Below are 20,601 nucleotides of genomic sequence, written 5' to 3'. Positions count from 1 at the left end.
AGACCCATGCGTATTCGAGTACGGCGCACGGGCGGTTTCGCGGGCATCGAGCGCCGGGCCGAGGTGGACACCTCGGGCCGGCCCGACGCCCACGAGTGGCAGACCCTGGCCGAACGCGCCCTCGCGTCCGGCCGGGACACGCCTCCGGCGGGGGTCCCGGACGGCTTCTCCTACGAGATCACGGTGGACGGCCGCACGGTGTACGCGGCGGACCCCCGACTGAGCGCGGAACAACGCGAGTTGGTGTCGCGGGTACTGAAGGAGGGCGCCTAGCGGACGGCCGGACCGGCGCCCTGGCTACCGCCCGGCAGAAGCGGCCTGGCGGGTGCCGGAACGCGGCCCGGCGGGCGGCCGGATGCGCGGCCCGACGGGTGGCCGGACGCGGGGCCCGGCGGGTGGCGGATCAGGGTGCCTGGCGAGGGGCGGCAGTCGCCCACTCCTCGCGCAGCAGGCCGAACTCCACGGAGTCGTACCACTCATCCCCCACCCGCACGGCGGCCCGCCGGCGCCCCTCCTCCACGAAGCCGAGACGGCGGAACGCCCGCACGGCGCGCTCGTTCCCGCTCCAGGTGTCCAGGTCGACCCGGTGCAGCCGGCAGGCGCCGAAGAGGTGGTCCACCAGCAGACCAAGGGCCTCGGAGCCGTAGCCGCCGCCCCAGTGGTCGCGTTCGCCGATGGTGATGCCGGCGGTCGCCCGGCCGGCGAAGGGGTCGAGATCACGGTAGTCGGCCACACCGATCGGGCGCCCGCCCTCCCGCTCCTCGACGGTGAACGTGCCGCCCTGGCGCGGGTCCTCCCGCAGCCGCGCCTCGTGGAAGAGCTCCAGCGCCTCCCGGGTGACCGGACCGAAGCCGGGATGGGCCCCGGTGGCCCAGCGCACCACCTCGGGGTCGTTGCGCCAGCGCAGATGGGACTCCAGGTCGTCGGCGCGCAGCGCGCGGAGTCGTACCAGCTTGCCTTCGATCACCCGGTGATCATAGACCGGCGCCGCAACCGGCGGTTCCCGCACGGGCGTTGACTTCCGTTACCGGCGGTACGGATGATCCGGCCATGGCGACTGACGCAGTCAATCCGATCCCTCGGTTCCCGGCCGGTTTCCTGTGGGGTGTGTCGACCTCGGCCCATCAGATCGAAGGGGCGGCCGACGTGCGCGAGCCGTCCGTGTGGGACGCGTTCACGGCCGAGCCCGGGCGGGTGAAGGACGGCTCGACCGCGGCGGTGGCCTGCGACCACTACCACCGCTACCCCGAGGACGTGGCCCTCCTCGCGGGCCTCGGCGTGGACGCGTACCGGTTCTCGATCTCCTGGCCCCGCGTGAACTCCCCCGGCGGCCTCGACTTCTACGACCGCCTGGTGGACGAGCTGTGCGCGGCGGGCGTACGGCCGGTGCCGACCCTCTTCCACTGGGACCTGCCCGCCTCCCTGGACTGGCTGCAACGCGACACCGCGGCCCGGTTCGCCGAGTACGTGTCCGTGGTGGCCGAGCGGCTCGGTGACCGGGTCAAGAAGTGGATCACCCTCAACGAACCCGCGGAGCACACACTGCTGGGACACGCCCTGGGCGCCCACGCCCCCGGCCGGCAGCTGCTCTTCGACGCGCTCCCGGTCGCCCACCACCAGCTGCTGGCCCACGGCCTGGCCGTACGGGCGCTGCGCGCGGCCGGCGCCGGTGACATCGGCATCGCCAACTCCCACGGCCCGGTCTGGGCCGCCTCGCAGGAGCAGGCGGACCTGGACGCGGCCGGTTTCTACGACGTCCTGCTCAACCGGCTGTTCGCCGAGCCGGTCGTCCTGGGTGAATACCCCGACGGCATGGGTGACTTGATGCCGGGCGACGTGCAGGACGACCTCAAGGTCATCTCCGAACCGGTCGACTGGTACGGCATCAATTACTACGCCCCGACCCGCGTGGCCGCTCCCGGCGGCGGTGACGCCGAGTACGGGGGACTGACGCTCCCCGCCGAACTTCCCTTCTCACTTCGGGAGATCGAGGACAGGCCGAAGACCGACTTCGGCTGGCCGGTCGTGCCCGAGGGGCTGACCGAGCTGCTCACCGGGTTCCGGGAACGGTACGGCGAACGGCTCCCGCCGGTCGTCATCACCGAGAACGGCTGCTCCTACGAGGGCATCGACGACCAGGAGCGGATCGCCTACCTCGACGGCCACATCCGGGCCCTGCACCGGGCGATCGAGGCCGGGGCCGACGTACGCGGCTACTTCGTGTGGTCCCTGCTGGACAATTTCGAGTGGGCGGAAGGGTACGCCCGCCGGTTCGGCCTGGTGCACGTCGACCACGCGACGCTGGAGCGCACCCCGAAGGCCTCCTACCACTGGTTCCGGGATCTGCTGCGGGACCGCAGATGACCACCGCCCGCGCCTCGGCCGCCGCCCTGGCAGAACCCGTCGAACCCGTCGGCCGGGGCTGGACGGCGGCTCTGTCGCTGGCCAACGGGGCGATCTGGGCGGGCTGGTTCGGCCCGCTGCAGATCCTGCTCGCCGCCCAGGCGAAGGACTTCGCGCCCGGCACCGGGATGCCCAAGGAGACGCTGCTGGCGTGGGTGACCGGCACCGGCGCGGTGGTCTCCCTGCTCGCGAACCCGCTCTTCGGCGCCCTCTCGGACCGGACCACCGCCCGCCGGGGCCGCCGTACACCGTGGATCGTGGCCGGGACGGCGGGCGGTGCGCTGTCACTGCTGCTGCTCGCAGACGCGGGCGGGCCGTGGACGATGACGCTGGGCTGGTGCCTGGTGCAGCTGACGCTGAACGCGGCCTTCGCGGCGGTCACCGCGGCCGTGCCGGACCGGGTGCCACGGCTCCAGCGGGGGACGGTGGGCGGCTGGCTGGGCGCGGCACAGATGCTGGGCGTGGTCGGCGGCACCGGTCTGGCCACGGTCGCCGGCGGGACCGGGGCCGGGTACGCGGCGTGCGCGGTGTTCACGGTGGTGGGCGTGCTGCCCTACGTGCTGCGGTACGCGGATCTGCCGCTGGCCCGAGCGGACCGGCCGCCCTGGTCCTGGCGGGGGTTCCTCGCCGGGTTCCGGCTCAGCCCGCGCCGCCACCCCGACCTGGCCTGGGCCTGGCTGACCCGGTTCCTCATCAACCTCGGCAACGCGCTGGTCCTGCTGTACCTCCTCTACTATCTGCGCGACCGCCTGCACCACTCGGACCCCGAGAGGGGCGTGCTGATCCTCACCGCGGTCAACGGCCTGACGCTGACGGCGACGGTGGTGGTGGGCGGGATCTGGTCGGACCGGGTGGGCCGGCGCAAGCCGTTCGTGGTCTGGTCGGGCGTGCTGATGGCGGTGGCGACGGCGGCCCTGGCCGGCTGGCAGACCTGGCCGGGGGCGATCGTGGCGGCGGCCCTGCTCGGTGTCGGCTTCGGTGTCTTCACGTCCGTCGACTTCGCGCTGATGACGGACGTCCTGCCGACGGCGGCGGACCGGGGCAAGGACCTCGGCGTGATCAACATCGCCAACGCCCTCCCCCAGGTCGCGGCCCCCGCCCTGGCCGCGCCGATCGTCACCCATCTCGGCGGCTACCGCGTGCTCTACCTGGTGGCGGCGGTGATCGGGCTCGGCGGGTCGGTGCTGGTGGGCCGGATCAGGGGGGTCGACTAAGGGGCGCCGTACGGATCAGCCCGGGCCCGCGACGCCCGGCACGGCACCTCGCCGCGCAGTCGGGTCACCCGAGTCCGCCCAGCGCGAGATCCTCCGCCCTGCGGTGCACCGCACCGGACGCCACGGCCTGATCCGGCTTCATCCGAACGGCATCCCCTGGTTCAGAGCGCCCCGGCATCGCGGGCGGACCAGAGGGTCGGGTACAGCGGCCGGTAGCCCAGTTCGCGGCGGATGCGGTCGGTGGAGGCGATGCCGTACCAGGGGTCGGTGTCGGGACCGTCCGCCGGCGGCTCCACGCCGAGGAGCTGGTGGATCTCCAGCACCGTGACCGGGGCGTCGTCGGCGATGTTGTAGATCCGGCCGTCGGCGCCGGGGGCGTACAGCAGGCGCAGCAGGCCCTGGGCGGCATCGGCGACATGCACCAGGTGGTGCCGCTTGGTGGCCGGCTGCCGGACGGTCCAGCGGGTGATGCCCGGCAGGTGCGGATCGCCCTCGCCGTAGACGAAGCCGAGGCGGCCCACCCGCACGTCCAGACCGTCCAGCGCCAGCAGCCCGCGCTCGGCCTCCTCCTTGGACTCCGGGTACGTCATCCACAGCGGTCCGCCCGGCACGGTCGGATCGTCCTCGACGTGCGGCCGGCCGCGCCCGACGCCGTACACCAGGACCGTGCTGGCCTGCACGAACCGTCGTACCCCGGAGGCGACGGCGGCGCGGCCCAGCTCCAGCGCGGCGTCCCGGTTGACGGCCCGCATCTCCTCGTCGGGCACGCCCCGGAAGGAGGCCGCGATGTTGACGACGGCGTCCACTCCGGTCAGCGCCTTGCCGAGGACGTCGGTGTCGCGCAGATCACCCACGACGACCTCGGCGCCGCGCTCGGCGAGGGCGGCGGCGCGGGACTCGTCGCGGACGACCACCCGGACACGCTCGTCCGGTCGGCCCTGGGCGAGCAGCCGGGGGACGAAGCCGCGTCCCACCTGTCCGGTGGCACCGGTGACCAGGGTCAGCATGATGCTGTTCCTCTCGATCGAACTCGTTTCGGTGCACCCAGCCTCGGCCTCCGGCGGGCAGGGCGGGAGAGACCTCCTGATCGGGGGATCGACAGTCCCTGGATAAGCGGGCCGCGCTGCCGCAGCCTGGAGAGGTGGACCGAGCCGAACTTGCCGACTTCCTGCGCCGTGGCCGCGCCCGCCTGGAACCGTCCGACGTGGGCCTGGCACCGGGCGCCCGCCGTCGCACGCCCGGACTGCGCCGGGAGGAGGTGGCCGCGCTCGCCGGAATGTCGGTCGACTACTACACGCGCCTGGAACAGTCCCGCGGCCCGCGCCCGTCCCGCCAGATGCTCACGGCACTGGCCCGCGCGCTGCGCCTGACCGACGACGAACGGGACCATCTCTTCCACCTGGTGGGCGAGGAGCCGCCGCGCCGGGACATGGCCTCGGCCCACGTCAGGCCCGGCCTGCTGCTGGTCCTGGACCGGCTGTACGACTCACCGGCACAGGTGGTCACGGACTACGGCGAGGTGCTGGCGCAGAACGCCTTGGCCAAGGCACTGGTCGGCGACGCGTCGGCCCGCCCGCCGCACGAGCGGAACCTGACCCGCCGCTTCTTCCTGGACCCCACGGCCCGTGCCCTCTTCCCATCCGAGGATCTCCCGGGCCATGCCCGCGATCACGTGGCCTCACTCCGCGCGGTGGCCGCGGCCCGCCCGGCCGACCCGGTGCCGGCCGCGCTGGCGTCGGAACTGCGCGCGGCCAGCGAGGAGTTCGCCCGCCTCTGGGACGCACACGAGGTGTCCCTGCGCCGCCCCGCCACGAAACGCTTCCTGCACCCCGTGGTGGGCCTGCTGGAACTGGACTGCGAGGTCCTCCTCAGCCACGAGGCCCACCACCACCTCATCATCCACACGGCCCGCCCGGGCACGGACTCCCACGAGAGACTCCGGCTGCTACGGGTGGTGGGCATGCAGGACATGACTCCCCGAGCGGCTAAGAACTCCTAACGAAATGATCTTCGAGGTGGCTGGATCCCTCCTGGACTGGTGATTCGGGGGTGTGGGGTGACTCGGTCGAAGCCGTGGGAAGTCGACGCCGAGCTGTGGTCGGTGATCGAACCGCTGCTACCGAAGGTGGAGCGTCGCACTCGGCATCCCGGGCGCAAGCGGCATCCGGACCGGCTGGTGTTCCAGGGCATCCTGTTCGTCCTGCACACCGGGATCGCCTGGGAACATCTTCCGCAGGAGCTCGGCTTCGGCTCCGGCATGACCTGCTGGCGCCGCCTGGCCGGGTGGACCGAGGCTGGAGTCTGGCCCCGGCTGCACGAGGCCCTCCCGGCCAAGCTCCGCACCGCGAACGTCTTGGACTTCTCCCGTGCGGCGGTCGACTGCTCACACATCCGGGCGTTAAAGGGGGCTCGAAGACGGGACGAAGTCCCGTTGACCGGGGCAGGACGGGCCGCAAGCATCACCTGATCACCGACGCCACCGGCATTCCGCTCGCCGTCACCCTGACGGGCGGCAACCGCAACGACGTCACTCAGCTGATCCCGCTCCTCCAGGCAGTGCCACCGGTGCGGGGCAGGCGAGGCCGGCCCCGGAGCCGCCCCGACGTGGTGCTGGGAGACCGAGGCTACGACCACGACAAGTACCGCCGACTGGTCTGGGACCTCGGCGTGAAGCCGCTCATCGCCCGCCGGGGCACCGGGCACGGCCCCGGCTTGGGCACCCAGCGCTGGGGCGTGGAACGCGCCTTCGCTCACCTGCACTGGTTCCGCCGCCTGCGCATCCGATGGGAGATTCGCGACGACATCCACGAAGCCTTCCTGAGCCTCGGATGCTCGCTGATCTGCTGGCGTCGACTGGCGGCAGTTCAGACGACGCCCAGGCAGCCAGGCGCGAGTCAGCATTCAAGGGGGCGTGGATGGCGCTGAGCAGGCCAGCCGACCAAGAAGCCTTGACCGGCTCACCCAGCCGCGTACGCGGCGAGAAACGGACGCACCACCGGCAGGGCGAGGTCGAGACGCAAGAATGTGTCGAAGTGCCCGCAACCGGGCAGTTCGACGCAGGTCGCGCCCGAGATCCGAGTAGCGGTGTCCTGGATCGACCGTAGCCGGGGATCACGGTCGCCAGCGAGCAGAAGCACCGGTACAGGAGTGTGCACGAGCCTTTCCATGACGCCGTCGCGGGCATCAAGGGCGGCGGTCAGCGCTGCCAGCGCATGCGGGTCGGCTGCCTGCATCGCCGCGCGCATCCACGCCGGGAGTGGTCCTTGACGTTCCAGCATCTCGATGAAGGGAGACGTTCCCCGAGAGCGGAGCAGTCCGACCTCCTGCTGAACCTCCGCCGGAGAAGCCGCGACACGGCCACCATGTGCCCCGCCGACAACCAGTGCGGTAAGCCGTTCCGGGTGCCCCGCCAGCAGGTTGAGGCCGATGATGCCGCCCATCGACGCACCCCAGAAGGCCACCCGGGGGATGTCGAGTGCGTCGAGTACAGCCACGACATCACCCACCTGACGGTCGATCCGGTAGCTGTCCACATCGTGGGGTGCATCGCTCCCACCGTGGCCACGGGCATCGATAAGAACCAGGCGATGGCCCCCGGCAAGTGCGTCGACATAGCCAGCCGACCGCCACGTCGTGCGGTCCCCGAAGAAACCGTGCAGCAGCACCAACGGCGGCCCGCTGCCCACAACCTCGAAGGCGATCCGGACTCCGTCGCCGCTGGTGACCCGCACCGTCAGTCGCCCTGGGACGGGACGGGCGTGGCCTGGTGGTAGTACATGCGCCAACCCGCCTCCTCGCCCAACCTCCGCCACAGCGAGCTCCGGCGCGCCCGCCGTCCCTCGATCGTGGTCTCATACGTCAGGTGCACCACACCAGGAGCCAAGACGACACCTGTCATACCTGAAGGCACGTACCGAGGACCCTCCTCCGAGTTGCCGGGCATCTCCGGCAACTGGGCCAGCATCTCCTCGTACGACCACCGCCGGCCCGAGGCGCCGACCTCTACGAACTCCGGGTCCAACAGCTGCCTGGCCTCCGCCCGCGACGTTCGCACGGTGGGATCCATGAGCCGCAGTTCCCCCCTGATTACCTCTTCGACCTCATTCGCTTCAGCACGCACCGCTGCATCATCGCCCCACCCACCGGGCTCACCGCAACCACATAACCCAATGCTCAGTGCCCGAGCGGCGATCTGGCCAACTTCCTTGCGGCAGGTGCCGTCGGGCGGTCTCAGCTCAGCACTCAGTATTGGAAGGCTCCTACCAACACAAAGATCATTTCGTTAGGAGTTCTAAGTGACCTGCCGGGGCCGGGGGCGAAGTGACCTGCCCGGGGCCGGGGGCAAAGCGGGCTGCCTGGGGCCGGGGGCACAGCGAACTCCCGGGGTCCGGGGCGGAGCCCCGTGACAGTGAGGATTTGACCGACCGAGCACACCACCCGGGGCCCGGGACGAAACCGGCTGCCCGGGGCCCGGGGCGAAGCGAACTCCCCGGGGTCCGGGGCGGAGCCCCGTGGCGGTGGGCTCTTGGCCGACCGAGTCGGGTGGGTGGGTGGGCCGGGGTCTAGAAGCCCAGCTTGCGCAGCTGCTTCGGGTCGCGCTGCCAGTCCTTGGCCACCTTCACGTGCAGGTCCAGGAAGACCGGCGTCCCCAGCAGCGCCTCGATCTGCTTGCGGGACTTGATGCCGACGTCCTTCAGGCGCTTCCCCTTGGGCCCGATGATGATGCCCTTCTGACTGGGACGCTCGATGTAGAGGTTGGCGTGGATGTCCAGAAGGGGACGGTCGGCGGGGCGGTCCGGGCGCGGAAGCATCTCCTCCACGACCACCGCGATGGAGTGCGGCAGCTCGTCCCGGACACCTTCCAGCGCGGCCTCACGGATGAGTTCCGCGATCATGACCTGCTCGGGCTCGTCCGTGAGGTCACCCTCGGGATAGAGCGCCGGGCCCTCGGGCAGAAGGGGGATCAGCAGGTCGGCCAGCAGATCGACCTGCTTGGAGCCGACCGCCGAGACCGGCACGATCTGTGCCCACTCGATGCCCAGGTCCTTGCCCAGCTGGTCGATCGCGATCAGCTGCTCGGCGAGGGTCTTGGAGTCGACCAGGTCCGTCTTCGTGACGATCGCGATCTTCGGGGTCTTCCTGATCCCCGCCAGTTCCTTGGCGATGAAGCGGTCACCGGGACCGATCTTCTCGTTCGCCGGCAGACAGAAACCGATCACGTCGACCTCGGCCCACGTCGTGCGCACCACCTCGTTGAGCCGCTCACCGAGCAGCGTGCGCGGCTTGTGGAGCCCGGGGGTGTCCACCAGGATCAGCTGGGCGTCGGGCCGGTGCACGATGCCGCGCACCGTGTGCCGCGTCGTCTGCGGCTGGTTCGCCGTGATCGCCACCTTCTGCCCGACCAGAGCGTTCGTGAGGGTGGACTTGCCCGCGTTGGGGCGGCCCACGAAGCAGGCGAAGCCGGCGCGGTGGACGGTTTCGGCCGGCTGCTCGGATGACTGGGTACGAACACTCATGCCGCCCATTCTCCCTGATCCACGGAGCCCTGCCGTACCAACGGCCGCCACCTCTTCTCCCGGTGAGCTTCCGGAAACCCGCACGCAACGAAACGTCACGGAAACACACCCGTACGCGACCGGAAACCCACACCCGTGACGCTCTGACGCACACACCGCACCGTTGGAGGCGCCCGTGACCCTCGCCGCAGCGCTCCCCCAAGTTCTCGGCTCCGCTCGGACAGGGGGAACCCCCATCGACACCGGCGACACCGCCTGGCTGCTCGCCGCGACCGCCCTCGTCCTGCTGATGACCCCGGGCCTCGCCCTGTTCTACGGCGGCATGGTCCGCACGAAGAGCGTCCTGAACATGCTGATGATGAGCTTCGTGTCGATCGCCCTGGTCACGGTGGTGTGGCTGGCGGCCGGCTACTCCCTCGCCTTCGGCGAGGACGCCGGCGGCGGGCTGATCGGCGGGCTCGGGCACGCCGGGATGCGCGGCATCGGCCCGGGCAGCGTCCACGGCACGGTCCCCACCCTCCTGTTCGCCACCTTCCAGCTGACCTTCGCCGTCATCACCGCCGCGCTGATCAGCGGTGCGGTCGCCGACCGCACGAAGTTCTCGGCCTGGCTGGTCCTCGTGCCGGTCTGGACGCTCCTCGTATACGTTCCGGTCACCCACTGGGTGTGGGGTCCGGGTGGCTGGATCCTCGACCGGCTCGGCGCGCTGGACTTCGCCGGCGGTCTGCCCGTCGAGATCACCTCCGGTGCGTCCGGGCTTGCCCTCTGCCTGGTCCTCGGCCCCCGCCTGGGCTTCAAGAAGGACGCCATGCGCCCGCACAACCTGCCCATGGTGATGCTCGGCGCCGGTCTGCTCTGGTTCGGCTGGTTCGGCTTCAACGCGGGCTCCGCGCTCGGTGCGAACGGCCTGGCCGCCGCCGCTTTCCTCAACACCCTCGCCGCCGGCTGCACGGGCCTGCTCGGCTGGCTCTTCGTCGAGCAGCGGCGCGACGGCCACCCGACGACGCTGGGTGCCGCCTCCGGCGCGGTGGCCGGCCTGGTCGCGATCACCCCGTCCTGCGGCACCGTCTCGCTGTTCGGCGCCCTCGTCGTCGGCCTCGCCGCCGGCGTCGTCTGCTCGTACGCGGTGAGCTGGAAGTTCCGGCTGAACTACGACGACTCCCTGGACGTCGTCGGTGTCCATCTGGTCGGCGGCATCATCGGCACCCTGCTGATCGGCCTGTTCGCCGAGAAGGCGATGACCGGCGGCACCGAGGGCCTGTTCTACGGCGGCGGGCTCGCCCCGCTCGGCAGGCAGCTGCTCGCCGTGGTCGTCGTCGCGCTGTACGCCTTCGCGGTGACGTACGGCCTCGGCAAGCTCATCGACAAGACGCTGGGCTTCCGGGCGAGCGAGGAGCAGGAGCACACCGGCCTGGACCTTACGGTGCACGCCGAGACGGCATACGATCACGGCGTCCTGGGCCACGGCGCCCCGGTCTCCCATTCCGTTCTCACCGCAGCCGGCACGCAGAAGGTCGACACCCAGGCATGAAGCTCATCACCGCGATCGTCAAGCCGTACCGTCTGGACGAGGTCAAGACCGCCCTGCAGGAGCTGGGGGTGCACGGTCTGACCGTGACCGAGGCGAGCGGCTACGGCAGGCAGCGCGGCCACACCGAGGTGTACCGGGGGGCCGAGTACCGCGTCGATCTGGTACCGAAGGTGCGCATCGAGGTCGTGGTGGAGGACGCGGTCGCCGACGACGTGATCGACGCGGTCGTCAGGGCCGCGCAGACGGGGAAGATCGGGGACGGGAAGGTGTGGTCCGTTCCCGTGGAGACGGTCGTCCGGGTACGGACCGGCGAGCGCGGACCCGACGCGCTCTGACCAGCAGTGCCCCGGTCAGCACACCGACGGCGAACACCAGCACCACCAGCAGCCAGGACAGCGCGAGGAAGGAGGCGCCGGCCGACTGCCGGGTGCCCGGTGCCGTCGCGGTCACGGTCACGTTCCCCCGGTCGAGCTGGGGCGCTCCGTGCCAGGTCTCCGTGAGCCGCACCCGTTGCCCCGGGAGCAGTTCGGAGGGAACCCGGGTCAGGTCCCGGTCGAGCAGGGTCCGGCCGAACAGCCCGCGCGCCTTCAGCTCCACCTTGGGGCTGAGCGTCACGTTCCCGGTGTTGCGCAGGGTGTAGGAGATGGTCGCCGTGCTGTCGCCGAGGCCCGGCAGCAGTGGCTGATGATGGCCGAACCGCACCTGCTCGACGGAGAGCGCGGGGAGCGTGGGCCCGCTGATGCGCAGATAGACGCGGGCGCCGACGGCCCGCTGCACACCGAGCGCGAGCTTCCCGCCGCCGGGGTCGACCCGTTCGTCGAGGGCGACGATCGCGCCCGGGTGGTCGCCGGGCTCGGCCCCGTCGGGGACGCGCAGGGTGAAGGGCACGGTCACGGTCCTGTGCCCGGGCACGGTGATCCGGGACTTCGCGGGCTTCGCCCAGGCGCCCACCCCGCGCATCCTCTCCTTCCGGGTGCGCACGGCGAACCCGCCGTCCCGGGCGGTGTTGTAGGCGTCGGCCGCGTACAGCCGGAAGGTGAGCGGGCGGGCCGTCTTGTTCTGGACGGCGACCTTGTCGGTGAGGGTCTGGCCCGGCTCGGCGGAGAGGGTGAAGTAGGGCCGCGCGGCGATCTTCGAGGCGACCGGGTAGACGGACCAGCTGCCGTTGTCGGCGGCCCGCGCGGGGAGCGCGGTGAGACCGAGGAGCAGGCCGGTCAGGCTCAGGAGGAGGACGTAGGGCTTGCGCATGGGTGCGGACCCCCCATGGGCTCGGGGTGGTGGCGGTCGGGCGGGTGCGGCCCCGGTCGTACGGCGGGGCGCCCGGCCACCGGTGTCGTCGGTTCGGCCGGTCAGGTGAGGGTGAGGGTCAGGACACCGGAGTAGGAGCCCGGAGGCGTGAACGCCGGTACGTCCAGGGAGAGGCCGGCGTCGACGGTGAACTCACCGCCGGTGAGCGTGCCGTTCGGGGTCGACGCGAGCGTCGCTCCCGAGGTGCCGACGGTGCCCGCCGAACCGGCCTTGCAGGTGCTGGGGCTGCCCGCCTTGGTCGCGCAGGCGGGGGTCCAGCCGAGCTTGCCCGCGTCGATCTTGGCGCCGGGGCCGGTGAAGTCGGTGACCTTGCCGGTCAGGGACCAGCCTGCGGGTCCGCCGCGGAAGTCCTTGACCGTCACCGTGTTCAGTTTGCCGGTCGAGGCCCCGCCCTGGCCGAAGTCGACCGCCGACAGCGCGACGGAGTCCCCGGCCTGGGACATGGACAGGGTGCCCGCCTTGACGGTGGTGGTCAGCTTCTGGCTGCCGTCGGGGACGGGCGTGTTGTCGTTGACGACGTAGGCCGCGGGCCCGGCACCCTTGTCCGGGTTCCAGGAGCCACCCTCGTAGGCCACGATCCCGGTCGTCGTCTTGTCGTTGACGACGAGGGAGCCGCTGAAGGCGCCCTGGGCGTTCGCGGTCACGGTCGCGGTGTCCGCGGTCTGCTTGTCACCGGCCCGTCCGGCCAGCGTGACGGTCGCACCCGGCGTGAAGTTCGTCCCGCTGACGGTGACGCCGGCGCCGGGGTCACCGGACGCCGAACCCAGCGAGATGGCCCGGGTGTTGGACGGGGTGCCGTCGGTCGCCGTGACGGTCTGCGAGACCGGGGCGGGCGGGGTGATGACCGTGCAGGGGGTGTCCAGCTCCAGGATGTAGCTGGTGTGGATGTTGTAGTCGCCGGGCGAGAGGGTGATCTGCCCGGCCTTGGTGACGGTGAACGTGCCGGTCATGGAGAAGGACGGGAACGCCGCCTTCCCCGGCACCGGCGGGTTCTTCTTCGGTCCGGCGACGGTGACGGCACCGGTCTGGGCGCCGCCGAGGGCGACCTTGCCGGTCGGGGTCATGATGTCGGCCGGCAGGGCCAGGTCGGTGGGGTTGCTGGCGGCGGCCGTGACCACGGTGTAGGTCACGGTGACCGTGTCGCCGACCTTGGGACTGGTCTTGTCCACCGACACGTTCGCGGTGGTGGTGCCGTCGATCGGCGGTAGACCCGAGACGGCCGGCGGAATGCAGTGCGTGGCGAAGTCCACGTTCGTGCCGGCGGCGCCGGCCGGACAGGCCAGCGCGCCGCCCGCGGTGACCGCGAGTGCGGTCGCCCCGAACAGTGACGCCCAGCGCCACCGTCGGGCTCTTCGGGGTGTGGAACCCATGGGCCCCCTCCTGAGGGTTGCTGGCGCAGCGGCTCGTCTGCGCCGACAGGGGGCATTGATGTGGAGCGGGGGTGAGAAGTCAATGGAGATGCCGCAGAAATCTGACGGATCATCAGTTTCTGCGGCATCCCAGGGGTTACGGCACGATCCGGAACAGATCGCTCAGTTCCCGGTGGATCGCCCCAGCAGCACCGCCCGGCCGACCGGTCGGCTCGGTCGGTCCGGCCGGCCGGTCAGCCCTGTCGCCCGAATCAGCCGGCCGGTCAGCCCAGTCGGTCGGTTCAGTCGGCCGGTCGGCTCAGTCGAAGACGAAGGGGCCGGGCGACTGCTTGGCGGTGGCCTTGCAGGTCACGGTGACCCCGAAGATCACCATCTTCAGCGAGCCGCCGTACGCCTCCAGGCTGTCGCCGGAGGCCACGGTGCCGGGCAGCGGTCCGACGCTGACCGGCGAGCCGCTGGGCATGGCCGGGTTCTTGGTCCCGCTGAAGACGGTGGTGCCGCCGCCGGCCTTGACCAGGGTGAGCGTGGAGGTGATCGAGTCCTGGGCGACCGCGACCGGCGCCTTGATCGCCGAGGAGGTGAGGGTGATGGTGGCCGAGGTGCCGCTCTGGGTGGCGGTGAGCGTGGCCGTGCCGCCACCGAAGATGCCGCAGCTCGCGGTGATGGTCGCCGACTGTGGGGTGACGGCGGCCGCGGTCGGCGCGAAGGCCAGTCCGGTGACCGCGAGGGCCCCGGCGACCAGCGCCGCGCCTGTTGCCGTGCGCTTGCCTCTCATGGGGATCCGCTTCCCTTTCCTTGTGGGGGGAGTGCCATGTGGGGACGCCGACGGACGCGGAGGCCCGAGCAGGCGGATGCGGGCACACTGCACGGCGGTGCGGATCTGACGGGCCGTCGGATGGTACGGCTCCATTGATGCGCGGGGGTGGGAGACCAACAAGGTTGAATTCCAGCCGACCTTTTGTTCGGTCACCTCCCGATGAACCGAGCCCGACCCCGGACGGCACCTCCACAGCCGACCGCCCCAGCTCCGAACGGCGCCGTCACATTCGCCCGAGCCCACCCCGAACGACACCGCCACACCCGACCGAGCCGGCCCCGAACAGCACCGTCACATCCGCCCGAGCCCACTCCGGACGGCACCCTCACAGCCGCCCGAGCCCACCCCGGACGGCGCCCTCACAGCCGACCGAGCCGGCCCGGGCGGTGCCCTCGTGGCCGAGTGAGTCGGGTGGGCGGGCGGGCGGAATCGTCAGGCTGCGGGAACGGTCAGCCGGACAACCCCGTCGGCTCCGGCGAGCAGCACAGGCGTCCCCGCACCACCGAGGTCGGCCACGGCAGCCAGGTCCTCCGCAGGCACCGACTCCGCGTCACTCACCACAGCCGCCGCCTCCAGGGACTTCGCCCCCGACGCCACGGCCATGGCAACGGCCGTACGCAACGCGCTCAGCTTCAGCGACGCGAGTTCCACCGACCCGGCGACATAGGTCCGCCCGGTGTCGTCCCGTACGGCCGCCCCCTCGGGCACACCGTTGCGGGCCCGCGCGGAACGGGCCAGGGTGACGATCTTGCGGTCCTCGGGGTCAAGCGCGTTGCTCTCGGTCATGCCCAGAGCATACGAAGCCCCGGCAGGTTCACCCGGCCACGGGGTACATCGCGCCACGCCGCCCCTCCGGAGACGCCAGCCACTCCAGCTTGGCAGCGGTGTTCGCCTCGTCCAGCGGAGCGTGCAGCACGATCATCAGGTCCGGCCGGACCGGCACCTTCAGCACCGTCGCCTCCACCGCCAGCAGCCCCACCACGGGATGGTCCAGCTCCTTGCGCACCTGCCCCTGGTCCTCGATGTCCCGTTCGGCCCACAGCGCCAGGAACTCGGGACTGCGCGCCGACACCTCGGCGAGCACCGACCGGAACCCCTCGTCGTCCGGCCGCGCGGCACACGCGGCCCGGAACTGCGCCACGACCGTGCGCGCGTTCTGCTCCCAGTTGCTGCTGCGCGAGCGGTACAGAGGGTCGGTGAAGAAGTCGATCAGGCAGTTCTGCGTGATCTCCGGCCGCATGCCGAGCACCATGGCCGCCGCGTCGTTGTACAGCACGCAGTTGTAGTAGATGTCCATGATGTGCGCCGGATACGGCATCCAGGTGTCGATCAGCCGCCGCAGCCCGTCGCACATGTCCCGCCGGCCGGGGACGACCTGGGGCGTGGGCGGGTTCAGTCCGGCCAGCAGATACAGGTGCCGCCGCTCGGCGTCGCTCAGCCGCAGCACCCGGGCTACGGCGTCGAGGACCTGCGGGGAGACCGAGATGTCCCGCCCCTGCTCCAGCCACTGGTACCAGGAGGCGCCCACACCGGCGAGTACGGCGACCTCCTCCCGGCGCAGCCCGGGCGTCCTGCGCCGGCCGCCGCCGGCCGGCAGTCCGGCCTCCTCGGGGCTCACCCGGGCCCGCCGGCTCATCAGGAACTCGCGCAGTTCGCTCCGCCGCGGGCTCTTCGTCGCGTCGACAACCGGCACGTACCGCTCCCCCTCGTGCTGTCTGGTGGTACCACCACCACCATAAGTTCCGACTCCCCAGCCGTATTCCGATCGCCCGAAGCTCATTGTCATGGCGATCGACTCCACCACCCGACCCACCACCGCCGCGGGCGAACCGCTCGGCGAACCCCTCGGCGCCCCGCGGCTGTCGAGGCGCGACAAACTCGTGCTGTTCGTGCTGTGCGCCGCCCAGTTCATGGTCGCGCTGGACTTCTCCGTCCTCAACGTGGCCCTGCCCGACCTCGGTTCCGACCTCGGCATGAGCCGCTCCGCCCTGCAGTGGGCGATCACCGCGTTCGCGCTGCCCTCCGGCGGCTTCCTGCTCCTCTTCGGCCGCATCGGCGACCTGTACGGCCGCCGCAAGCTGTTCCTCGCCGGTCTGGCCCTGTTCGGCGCGGCCTCCCTGCTGGCGACGCTGGCCTGGGACCCGGCGTCCTTCCTCACCGGGCGGGCGCTGCAGGGCCTCGGCGCGGCAGCGATCGTACCGACCGGCATGTCCCTGCTGACCACCACCTTCGCGGAGGGCCCGGCCCGCGACCGCGCCCTCGGCATCTCCGGCACGCTGCTGTCACTGGGCTTCACCTTCGGCATGATCGCGGGCGGTGTGCTGACGGACGTCCTCGGCTGGCGCGCCACGATGGCGTTGCTCGCGGTGTCCGCGCTGATCGTGCTGCCCCTCGCGCCCGGCCTGCTGCCGGAGTCCCGCACCCCGGACCGCCCGCGTCTGGACGTGCCCGGCGCGGTCACCGTCACCACCGGTCTGCTGTCGCTGATCTACGCCCTGTCCACGGCCGCCGACCACGGCTTCGGCCGTACCGACGTCATCACGACGCTGATCGCGGGCCTGCTGCTGCTCACCGCGTTCGCCGTGATCGAGTCCCGCTCGGCGGCACCCCTCGTCTCGCTGCCCATGCTGCGCCGCCGCACGGTGGCGTGGGGCAACGTGGGCGGTCTGGTCACCTTCTCGATGATGTCGACGGTGATCTTCGCCCTGACCCTGTACCTGCAGGAGGTCCTGCACCTGTCCGCCTTCGAGACGGGCCTGGTCTTCGGCGTCCAGGGCATCCTGTCGGCCGTCGCCGGCGCCCGTGCCGCCAAGGTCATCGGCCGCTTCGGCGCCCGCCGCACCCTGGTCGGGGCCCTCACCGGCCAGGGCGCCCTGGTCGCGACGATGCTCCTGCTGAACGCGCACACCTGGTCGGTGTGGCTCGCCACCGCCGCGGTGTCCCTGGCGAGCATGTGCCACCTCGGCGCGATCATCTCGTACGGCGTCACCGTCACCTCCGGTGTCCCGGACGAGGAACAGGGCCTGGCCACCGGCCTGGTGACGTCCACCCAGCAGGTGGGCCTCACGGTCGGCATCCCGCTGCTCGGTGTCCTGGCCACCACCTCCGGTGACCTGCTGACCGGCGTGCACACGGTCCTCGCCCTGGACGCGGCGATCGTCCTCGCCTCCGCCGTCCTGATCGGCCTGGGCCTGCGCCCGGCTCAGTCCAGGGCCTGAACGATCTCGCTCCGCGCGGCCGTGTGCACCACACGGCCGCGCGCGCCGTTCACCAGCGGGAGGTAGGGCGCGACATGCCCGCACTCGACGTCGGCGACGATCGGCACGCCCAGCGGGCCCAGCACGTCCAGGACGGCTTCGTGCTGGGTGAGGGTCCGGCCGTCGGGCGCATGCGTGCGGCCCACGAGGACGGCGGCTGCGCGGTCGAAGAACCCGGCGAGGCGCATGCCGTGCAGATTGCGGCAGATGGTGAAGGCGTTGTCCTCGCAGGCCTCGACGTAGACGAGCAGCGGCTCCCGCCCCGCGAACCCGGACGTGTCCAGATACGGCGTGCCCGCAAGGCCGGCGAGCGTCTCGATGCAGCCGCCGATCAGCCGGCCCTCGACGTCCACGTCCCCGGTCCCGTCGAGCCGGGTCCAGGTGCCCTCGGCGTCCAGCGTGAAGTCGCGCACCTCCGGATACGACCGGTAGTCGTCGAAGCCGCCCGACCGGTACCGCCCGGGCGGGGTCTGGACGAACGGCTCGCCCTGCGGGGCGGTGACGATGTCCAGCCAGGACAGCAGGCCCCCGGGCGTCCGGTACGGGGTGTCCATGAGGTTGTTGCCGTGCACGGTCGCGACACCGGTGAGCAGGGTCAGCGGGGTGATGAGCGTGGAGATGTCGGACCAGCCGGCCATCCACGTCGGCTCGGCCCGTCCGATCCGCTCGAAGTCGAGCAGATGCAGCAGGTCGATCGCGGTCTCCCCGCCCCACGGCGGGACGACGGCCCGGATCGAAGGGTCGGTGAGCATGTCGGTCAGCTCGGCCGCGCGTTCCGCGGCCGGCGCGCTGATGTGCGTCGAGCCGTCCATGCACCGGCCGACGACCACCTCGTAGCCGCGGGCCTCGAGATCCTTCAGTGCCACGTCGAGGCGCGCGCTCATCGACTCGTGCACTCCGCTGGACGGCGAGGTCACACCGATGCGGTCACCAGGGCGCAGCGGGCGCGGGTATCGAACAGTCATGCCGGATTCTGACACGGGGTCAGGCCGTCCCGGCAAGGCGGTTACGGCCGGTCCAGCCGCAGTCGCTCCGCTCTCGGCAGGCCGGCGACGACGAGGTCGTAGGAGTCCTCGACCAGTTCCCGCAGGAGCCGGTCGGGGAGGTCGCCGTCGGCTGTCACGGTGTTCCAGTGCCGCTTGTTCATGTGCCAGCCGGGGACGATCAGTCCCTCGTGGTCGGTCCGCAGCCGGACCGCGTCCTCCGGGTCGCACTTGAGGTTGACCGTCAGGGGCCGCGCGCCCAGGTTCGTCAGGGCGAACATCTTGCCAAGCACCTTGAAGACGGAGGTCTCCGGGTTGAACGGGAAGTCCTCCACGGCCGCGTTGAAGGACAGGCAGAGAGCGCGCAGCTCCTGGGGGGTCACTCGGGCTCTTCCTCCTCGGCCACCGGCACCAGGACCGGTTCCACCAGCACAGTGACGATCTTGTTCCGGCGGCCGGCCGCGGCCTCCGCCGTCAGTTGCAGGCGCCGTCCGTCGGGCAGTTCGACCTCGGCGGACGCACCGGCGATGGGTACCCGGCCGAGTGCCTTGGCGAGCAGTCCGCCGACGGTCTCCACGTCCTCGTCGTCGTACTCCTCCAGGCCGTACAGCTCGCCGAGGTCGGTGATGTCCAGCCGGGCCGTGACCCGGAAGCGGTCGTCGCCGAGGTCCTCGACCGGCGGGAGTTCCCGGTCGTACTCGTCGGTGATCTCACCGACGATCTCCTCCAGGATGTCCTCGATGGTGACGATCCCGGCGGTGCCGCCGTACTCGTCGATGACGACGGCGACGTGGTTGCGTTCCTTCTGCATCTCGCGCAGCAGGTCGCCGGCGTTCTTGGTGTCGGGCACGAAGACGGCCGGGCGCATCGCCGTGGACACCAGGTCGCCCTCCGCGTCCCGGCTGATGTGCGTCTTGCGGACCAGGTCCTTCAGGTACACGATCCCGACGATGTCGTCCTCGCTCTCGCCGGTGACCGGGATCCGCGAGAACCCGGAGCGCAGCGCGAGGGTGAGGGCCTGCCGGATGGTCTTGTACCGCTCGATGACCACCAGGTCGGTCCGCGGGACCATCACCTCGCGGACCAGCGTGTCGCCCAGCTCGAAGACCGAGTGCACCATGCGGCGCTCCTCGTCCTCGATCAGCGACTCCTTCTCGGCGAGGTCGACCAGCGCGCGCAGCTCCGCCTCGGAGGCGAAGGGGCCGCGCCGGAAGCCCTTGCCGGGCGTGAGCGCGTTGCCGATGAGGATCAGCAGGGACGGGACCGGCCCCATCACCCGGGCCAGCGGCAGCAGCACGTACGCCGCCGCCGTCGCCGTGTTGAGCGGGTGCTGGCGGCCGATGGTCCGCGGGGACACGCCCACGGCGACGTACGACACGAGCACCATCACGCCGATGGCGACGAGCAGGGCCTGCCAGGTGGCGTCGAACTCCTGCAGGCAGGCATAGGTCACCAGGGCCGCGGCGGCCATCTCGCAGGTCACGCGGACCAGCAGGGCCACGTTGAGATAGCGGGTCGGGTCGGCGGTGATCTGGGCGAGCCGGGTGCTGCCCCGGCGGCCGGACTTGACCGCCTCCTCGGCGCGGAAACTGGAGACCCGCGCGATGCCCGCCTCCGCGCAGGCGGCGAGCCAGGCGACGACGACCAGCGCGATCGCGCCGATCACGATCTGCGGACTCATGGACGCGCTTACGAGACGGTCGGCGCCGGGGACGGCCCGGTCAGGCCGCGCTCGCCCCGCCAGCCGTCCACGATGGCGGCCTGGAGCCCGAACATCTCGGCCTTCTCGTCGGGCTCCTCGTGGTCGTACCCGAGCAGGTGCAGCACGCCATGGACGGTGAGCAGCTGCAGCTCCTCGTCCATGGAGTGCTGCGTCGGCGCCTCGGCGCCCTGCTTGGCGGCGACCTCCGGGCACAGCACGATGTCGCCGAGCAGACCCTGCGGCGGCTCGTCGTCGTCCTTCGACGGCGGCCGCAGCTCGTCCATCGGGAACGACATGACATCGGTGGGCCCGGGCAGGTCCATCCACTGGATGTGGAGCTGCTCCATGGCATCGGCGTCCACGACGATCACCGAGAGCTCGGAGAGCGGGTGGATGCGCATCCGCGCGAGTGCGTAGCGGGCGATGTCGAGGATCGCCTGCTCGTCGACCTCGGTTCCGGACTCGTTGTTGACGTCGATCGACATGGTGGTGCCGTGTCT

At 71.4% G+C, this 20,601-nt stretch carries 22 protein-coding genes; 8 read left to right on the top strand and 14 right to left on the bottom strand.

Annotated features, from left to right (window positions below):
• The first annotated feature begins 6 nt into the window (after window positions 1–6).
• Window positions 7–273, top strand: a complete 267-nt coding sequence (locus ACZ4SF_RS02835) for a protealysin inhibitor emfourin (protein WP_468377305.1) — start codon at window positions 7–9, stop codon at window positions 271–273.
• A 130-nt stretch (window positions 274–403) separates the two neighbouring features.
• Here the strand turns inward: ACZ4SF_RS02835 and ACZ4SF_RS02830 are convergent, their stop codons facing one another.
• Window positions 404–967, bottom strand: coding sequence for a GNAT family N-acetyltransferase (locus ACZ4SF_RS02830; RefSeq protein ID WP_468377303.1), 564 nt, complete (start codon window positions 965–967; stop codon window positions 404–406).
• 83 nt (window positions 968–1,050) lie between these two features.
• Between ACZ4SF_RS02830 and ACZ4SF_RS02825 the strand changes: the two genes are divergently transcribed.
• Window positions 1,051–2,364 (top strand): GH1 family beta-glucosidase, encoded by a 1,314-nt coding sequence (locus tag ACZ4SF_RS02825; RefSeq protein WP_468377301.1) that lies wholly within the window; start codon window positions 1,051–1,053, stop codon window positions 2,362–2,364.
• The gene (locus ACZ4SF_RS02820; protein ID WP_468377298.1) at window positions 2,361–3,617 is read left to right on the top strand and encodes an MFS transporter; all 1,257 of its coding nucleotides are present in this window, start codon (window positions 2,361–2,363) and stop codon (window positions 3,615–3,617) included. Before ACZ4SF_RS02825 ends, ACZ4SF_RS02820 begins: the two co-directional genes overlap by 4 nt.
• 161 nt (window positions 3,618–3,778) lie before the next feature.
• Here ACZ4SF_RS02820 and ACZ4SF_RS02815 read toward each other — a convergent pair whose 3' ends face one another.
• Window positions 3,779–4,624 carry an NAD-dependent epimerase/dehydratase family protein gene (locus ACZ4SF_RS02815; protein WP_468377295.1) on the bottom strand — a complete coding sequence of 282 codons (846 nt, stop codon included), beginning with the start codon at window positions 4,622–4,624 and terminating at the stop codon, window positions 3,779–3,781.
• Between the two features lie 134 nt (window positions 4,625–4,758).
• Between ACZ4SF_RS02815 and ACZ4SF_RS02810 the strand changes: the two genes are divergently transcribed.
• Window positions 4,759–5,616: a helix-turn-helix transcriptional regulator gene (locus ACZ4SF_RS02810; RefSeq protein WP_468377293.1), complete on the top strand. Its 858-nt coding sequence runs from the start codon at window positions 4,759–4,761 to the stop codon at window positions 5,614–5,616.
• Window positions 5,617–5,673: 57 nt separating this feature from the next.
• Window positions 5,674–6,542 (top strand): IS5 family transposase gene (locus ACZ4SF_RS02805; RefSeq protein WP_468377291.1). Its coding sequence is split into 2 segments (ribosomal slippage): window positions 5,674–6,000 and window positions 6,003–6,542, totalling 867 coding nucleotides; the frame shifts between segments, so codons are not numbered across the junction.
• Window positions 6,543–6,574: 32 nt separating this feature from the next.
• On the opposite strand, the gene ACZ4SF_RS02800 is transcribed toward ACZ4SF_RS02805, so the two are convergent.
• The 3 genes from ACZ4SF_RS02800 to era form a co-directional block, all read right to left on the bottom strand.
• Window positions 6,575–7,348: an alpha/beta fold hydrolase gene (locus ACZ4SF_RS02800; RefSeq protein ID WP_468377288.1), complete on the bottom strand. Its 774-nt coding sequence runs from the start codon at window positions 7,346–7,348 to the stop codon at window positions 6,575–6,577.
• A gap of 2 nt (window positions 7,349–7,350) precedes the next feature.
• Complete coding sequence (locus tag ACZ4SF_RS02795; protein WP_468377285.1) at window positions 7,351–7,683, bottom strand: nuclear transport factor 2 family protein; 333 nt, start codon at window positions 7,681–7,683, stop codon at window positions 7,351–7,353.
• Between the two features lie 496 nt (window positions 7,684–8,179).
• Window positions 8,180–9,133 carry a GTPase Era gene (gene era / locus ACZ4SF_RS02790; RefSeq protein ID WP_468377283.1) on the bottom strand — a complete coding sequence of 318 codons (954 nt, stop codon included), beginning with the start codon at window positions 9,131–9,133 and terminating at the stop codon, window positions 8,180–8,182.
• 175 nt (window positions 9,134–9,308) lie between these two features.
• Between era and ACZ4SF_RS02785 the strand changes: the two genes are divergently transcribed.
• Both ACZ4SF_RS02785 and ACZ4SF_RS02780 read left to right on the top strand, forming a co-directional pair.
• A complete protein-coding gene (locus tag ACZ4SF_RS02785) occupies window positions 9,309–10,664 on the top strand; it encodes an ammonium transporter (RefSeq protein ID WP_468377281.1) in 1,356 nt (451 codons plus the stop codon).
• Window positions 10,661–10,999 (top strand): P-II family nitrogen regulator, encoded by a 339-nt coding sequence (locus tag ACZ4SF_RS02780; RefSeq protein WP_201830995.1) that lies wholly within the window; start codon window positions 10,661–10,663, stop codon window positions 10,997–10,999. The genes ACZ4SF_RS02785 and ACZ4SF_RS02780 overlap by 4 nt, the downstream gene beginning before the upstream one ends.
• Here ACZ4SF_RS02780 and ACZ4SF_RS02775 read toward each other — a convergent pair.
• From ACZ4SF_RS02775 to ACZ4SF_RS02755, 5 genes are all read right to left on the bottom strand, one after another.
• Window positions 10,893–11,912 (bottom strand): WxL protein peptidoglycan domain-containing protein, encoded by a 1,020-nt coding sequence (locus tag ACZ4SF_RS02775; protein ID WP_468377277.1) that lies wholly within the window; start codon window positions 11,910–11,912, stop codon window positions 10,893–10,895. The genes ACZ4SF_RS02780 and ACZ4SF_RS02775 overlap by 107 nt on opposite strands.
• 101 nt (window positions 11,913–12,013) lie before the next feature.
• Window positions 12,014–13,342: a WxL domain-containing protein gene (locus ACZ4SF_RS02770; protein ID WP_468377274.1), complete on the bottom strand. Its 1,329-nt coding sequence runs from the start codon at window positions 13,340–13,342 to the stop codon at window positions 12,014–12,016.
• 298 nt (window positions 13,343–13,640) lie between these two features.
• On the bottom strand, window positions 13,641–14,117 hold the full coding sequence (locus ACZ4SF_RS02765; RefSeq protein WP_468377271.1) for a hypothetical protein: 477 nt from the start codon (window positions 14,115–14,117) through the stop codon (window positions 13,641–13,643).
• A 474-nt stretch (window positions 14,118–14,591) separates the two neighbouring features.
• Complete coding sequence (locus ACZ4SF_RS02760) at window positions 14,592–14,945, bottom strand: cytidine deaminase (protein ID WP_468377268.1); 354 nt, start codon at window positions 14,943–14,945, stop codon at window positions 14,592–14,594.
• A gap of 28 nt (window positions 14,946–14,973) precedes the next feature.
• On the bottom strand, window positions 14,974–15,795 hold the full coding sequence (locus tag ACZ4SF_RS02755) for a helix-turn-helix transcriptional regulator (RefSeq protein ID WP_468378281.1): 822 nt from the start codon (window positions 15,793–15,795) through the stop codon (window positions 14,974–14,976).
• Window positions 15,796–15,943: 148 nt separating this feature from the next.
• Between ACZ4SF_RS02755 and ACZ4SF_RS02750 the strand changes: the two genes are divergently transcribed.
• On the top strand, window positions 15,944–17,377 hold the full coding sequence (locus ACZ4SF_RS02750; RefSeq protein WP_468377265.1) for an MFS transporter: 1,434 nt from the start codon (window positions 15,944–15,946) through the stop codon (window positions 17,375–17,377).
• Here ACZ4SF_RS02750 and ACZ4SF_RS02745 read toward each other — a convergent pair.
• From ACZ4SF_RS02745 to ybeY, 4 genes are read right to left on the bottom strand one after another with little or no spacing between them, the layout of a single operon-like run.
• Window positions 17,362–18,381, bottom strand: coding sequence for a S66 family peptidase (locus tag ACZ4SF_RS02745; RefSeq protein WP_468377262.1), 1,020 nt, complete (start codon window positions 18,379–18,381; stop codon window positions 17,362–17,364). The two genes, ACZ4SF_RS02750 and ACZ4SF_RS02745, sit on opposite strands and share 16 nt — an antisense overlap.
• Window positions 18,382–18,422: 41 nt before the next feature.
• Window positions 18,423–18,782: an MmcQ/YjbR family DNA-binding protein gene (locus ACZ4SF_RS02740; protein ID WP_468377260.1), complete on the bottom strand. Its 360-nt coding sequence runs from the start codon at window positions 18,780–18,782 to the stop codon at window positions 18,423–18,425.
• Window positions 18,779–20,080 carry a hemolysin family protein gene (locus tag ACZ4SF_RS02735; protein ID WP_468377257.1) on the bottom strand — a complete coding sequence of 434 codons (1,302 nt, stop codon included), beginning with the start codon at window positions 20,078–20,080 and terminating at the stop codon, window positions 18,779–18,781. Before ACZ4SF_RS02735 ends, ACZ4SF_RS02740 begins: the two co-directional genes overlap by 4 nt.
• An 8-nt stretch (window positions 20,081–20,088) precedes the next feature.
• Window positions 20,089–20,586, bottom strand: a complete 498-nt coding sequence (gene ybeY, locus ACZ4SF_RS02730; protein WP_100826151.1) for an rRNA maturation RNase YbeY — start codon at window positions 20,584–20,586, stop codon at window positions 20,089–20,091.
• Between the last annotated feature and the right edge of the window lie 15 nt (window positions 20,587–20,601).

It is taken from the genome of Streptomyces sp. NPDC027663 (assembly GCF_055566415.1).
The sequence above is the reverse complement of the archived record's forward strand: the minus strand, read 5'-3'. Positions and strand labels throughout refer to the sequence as shown.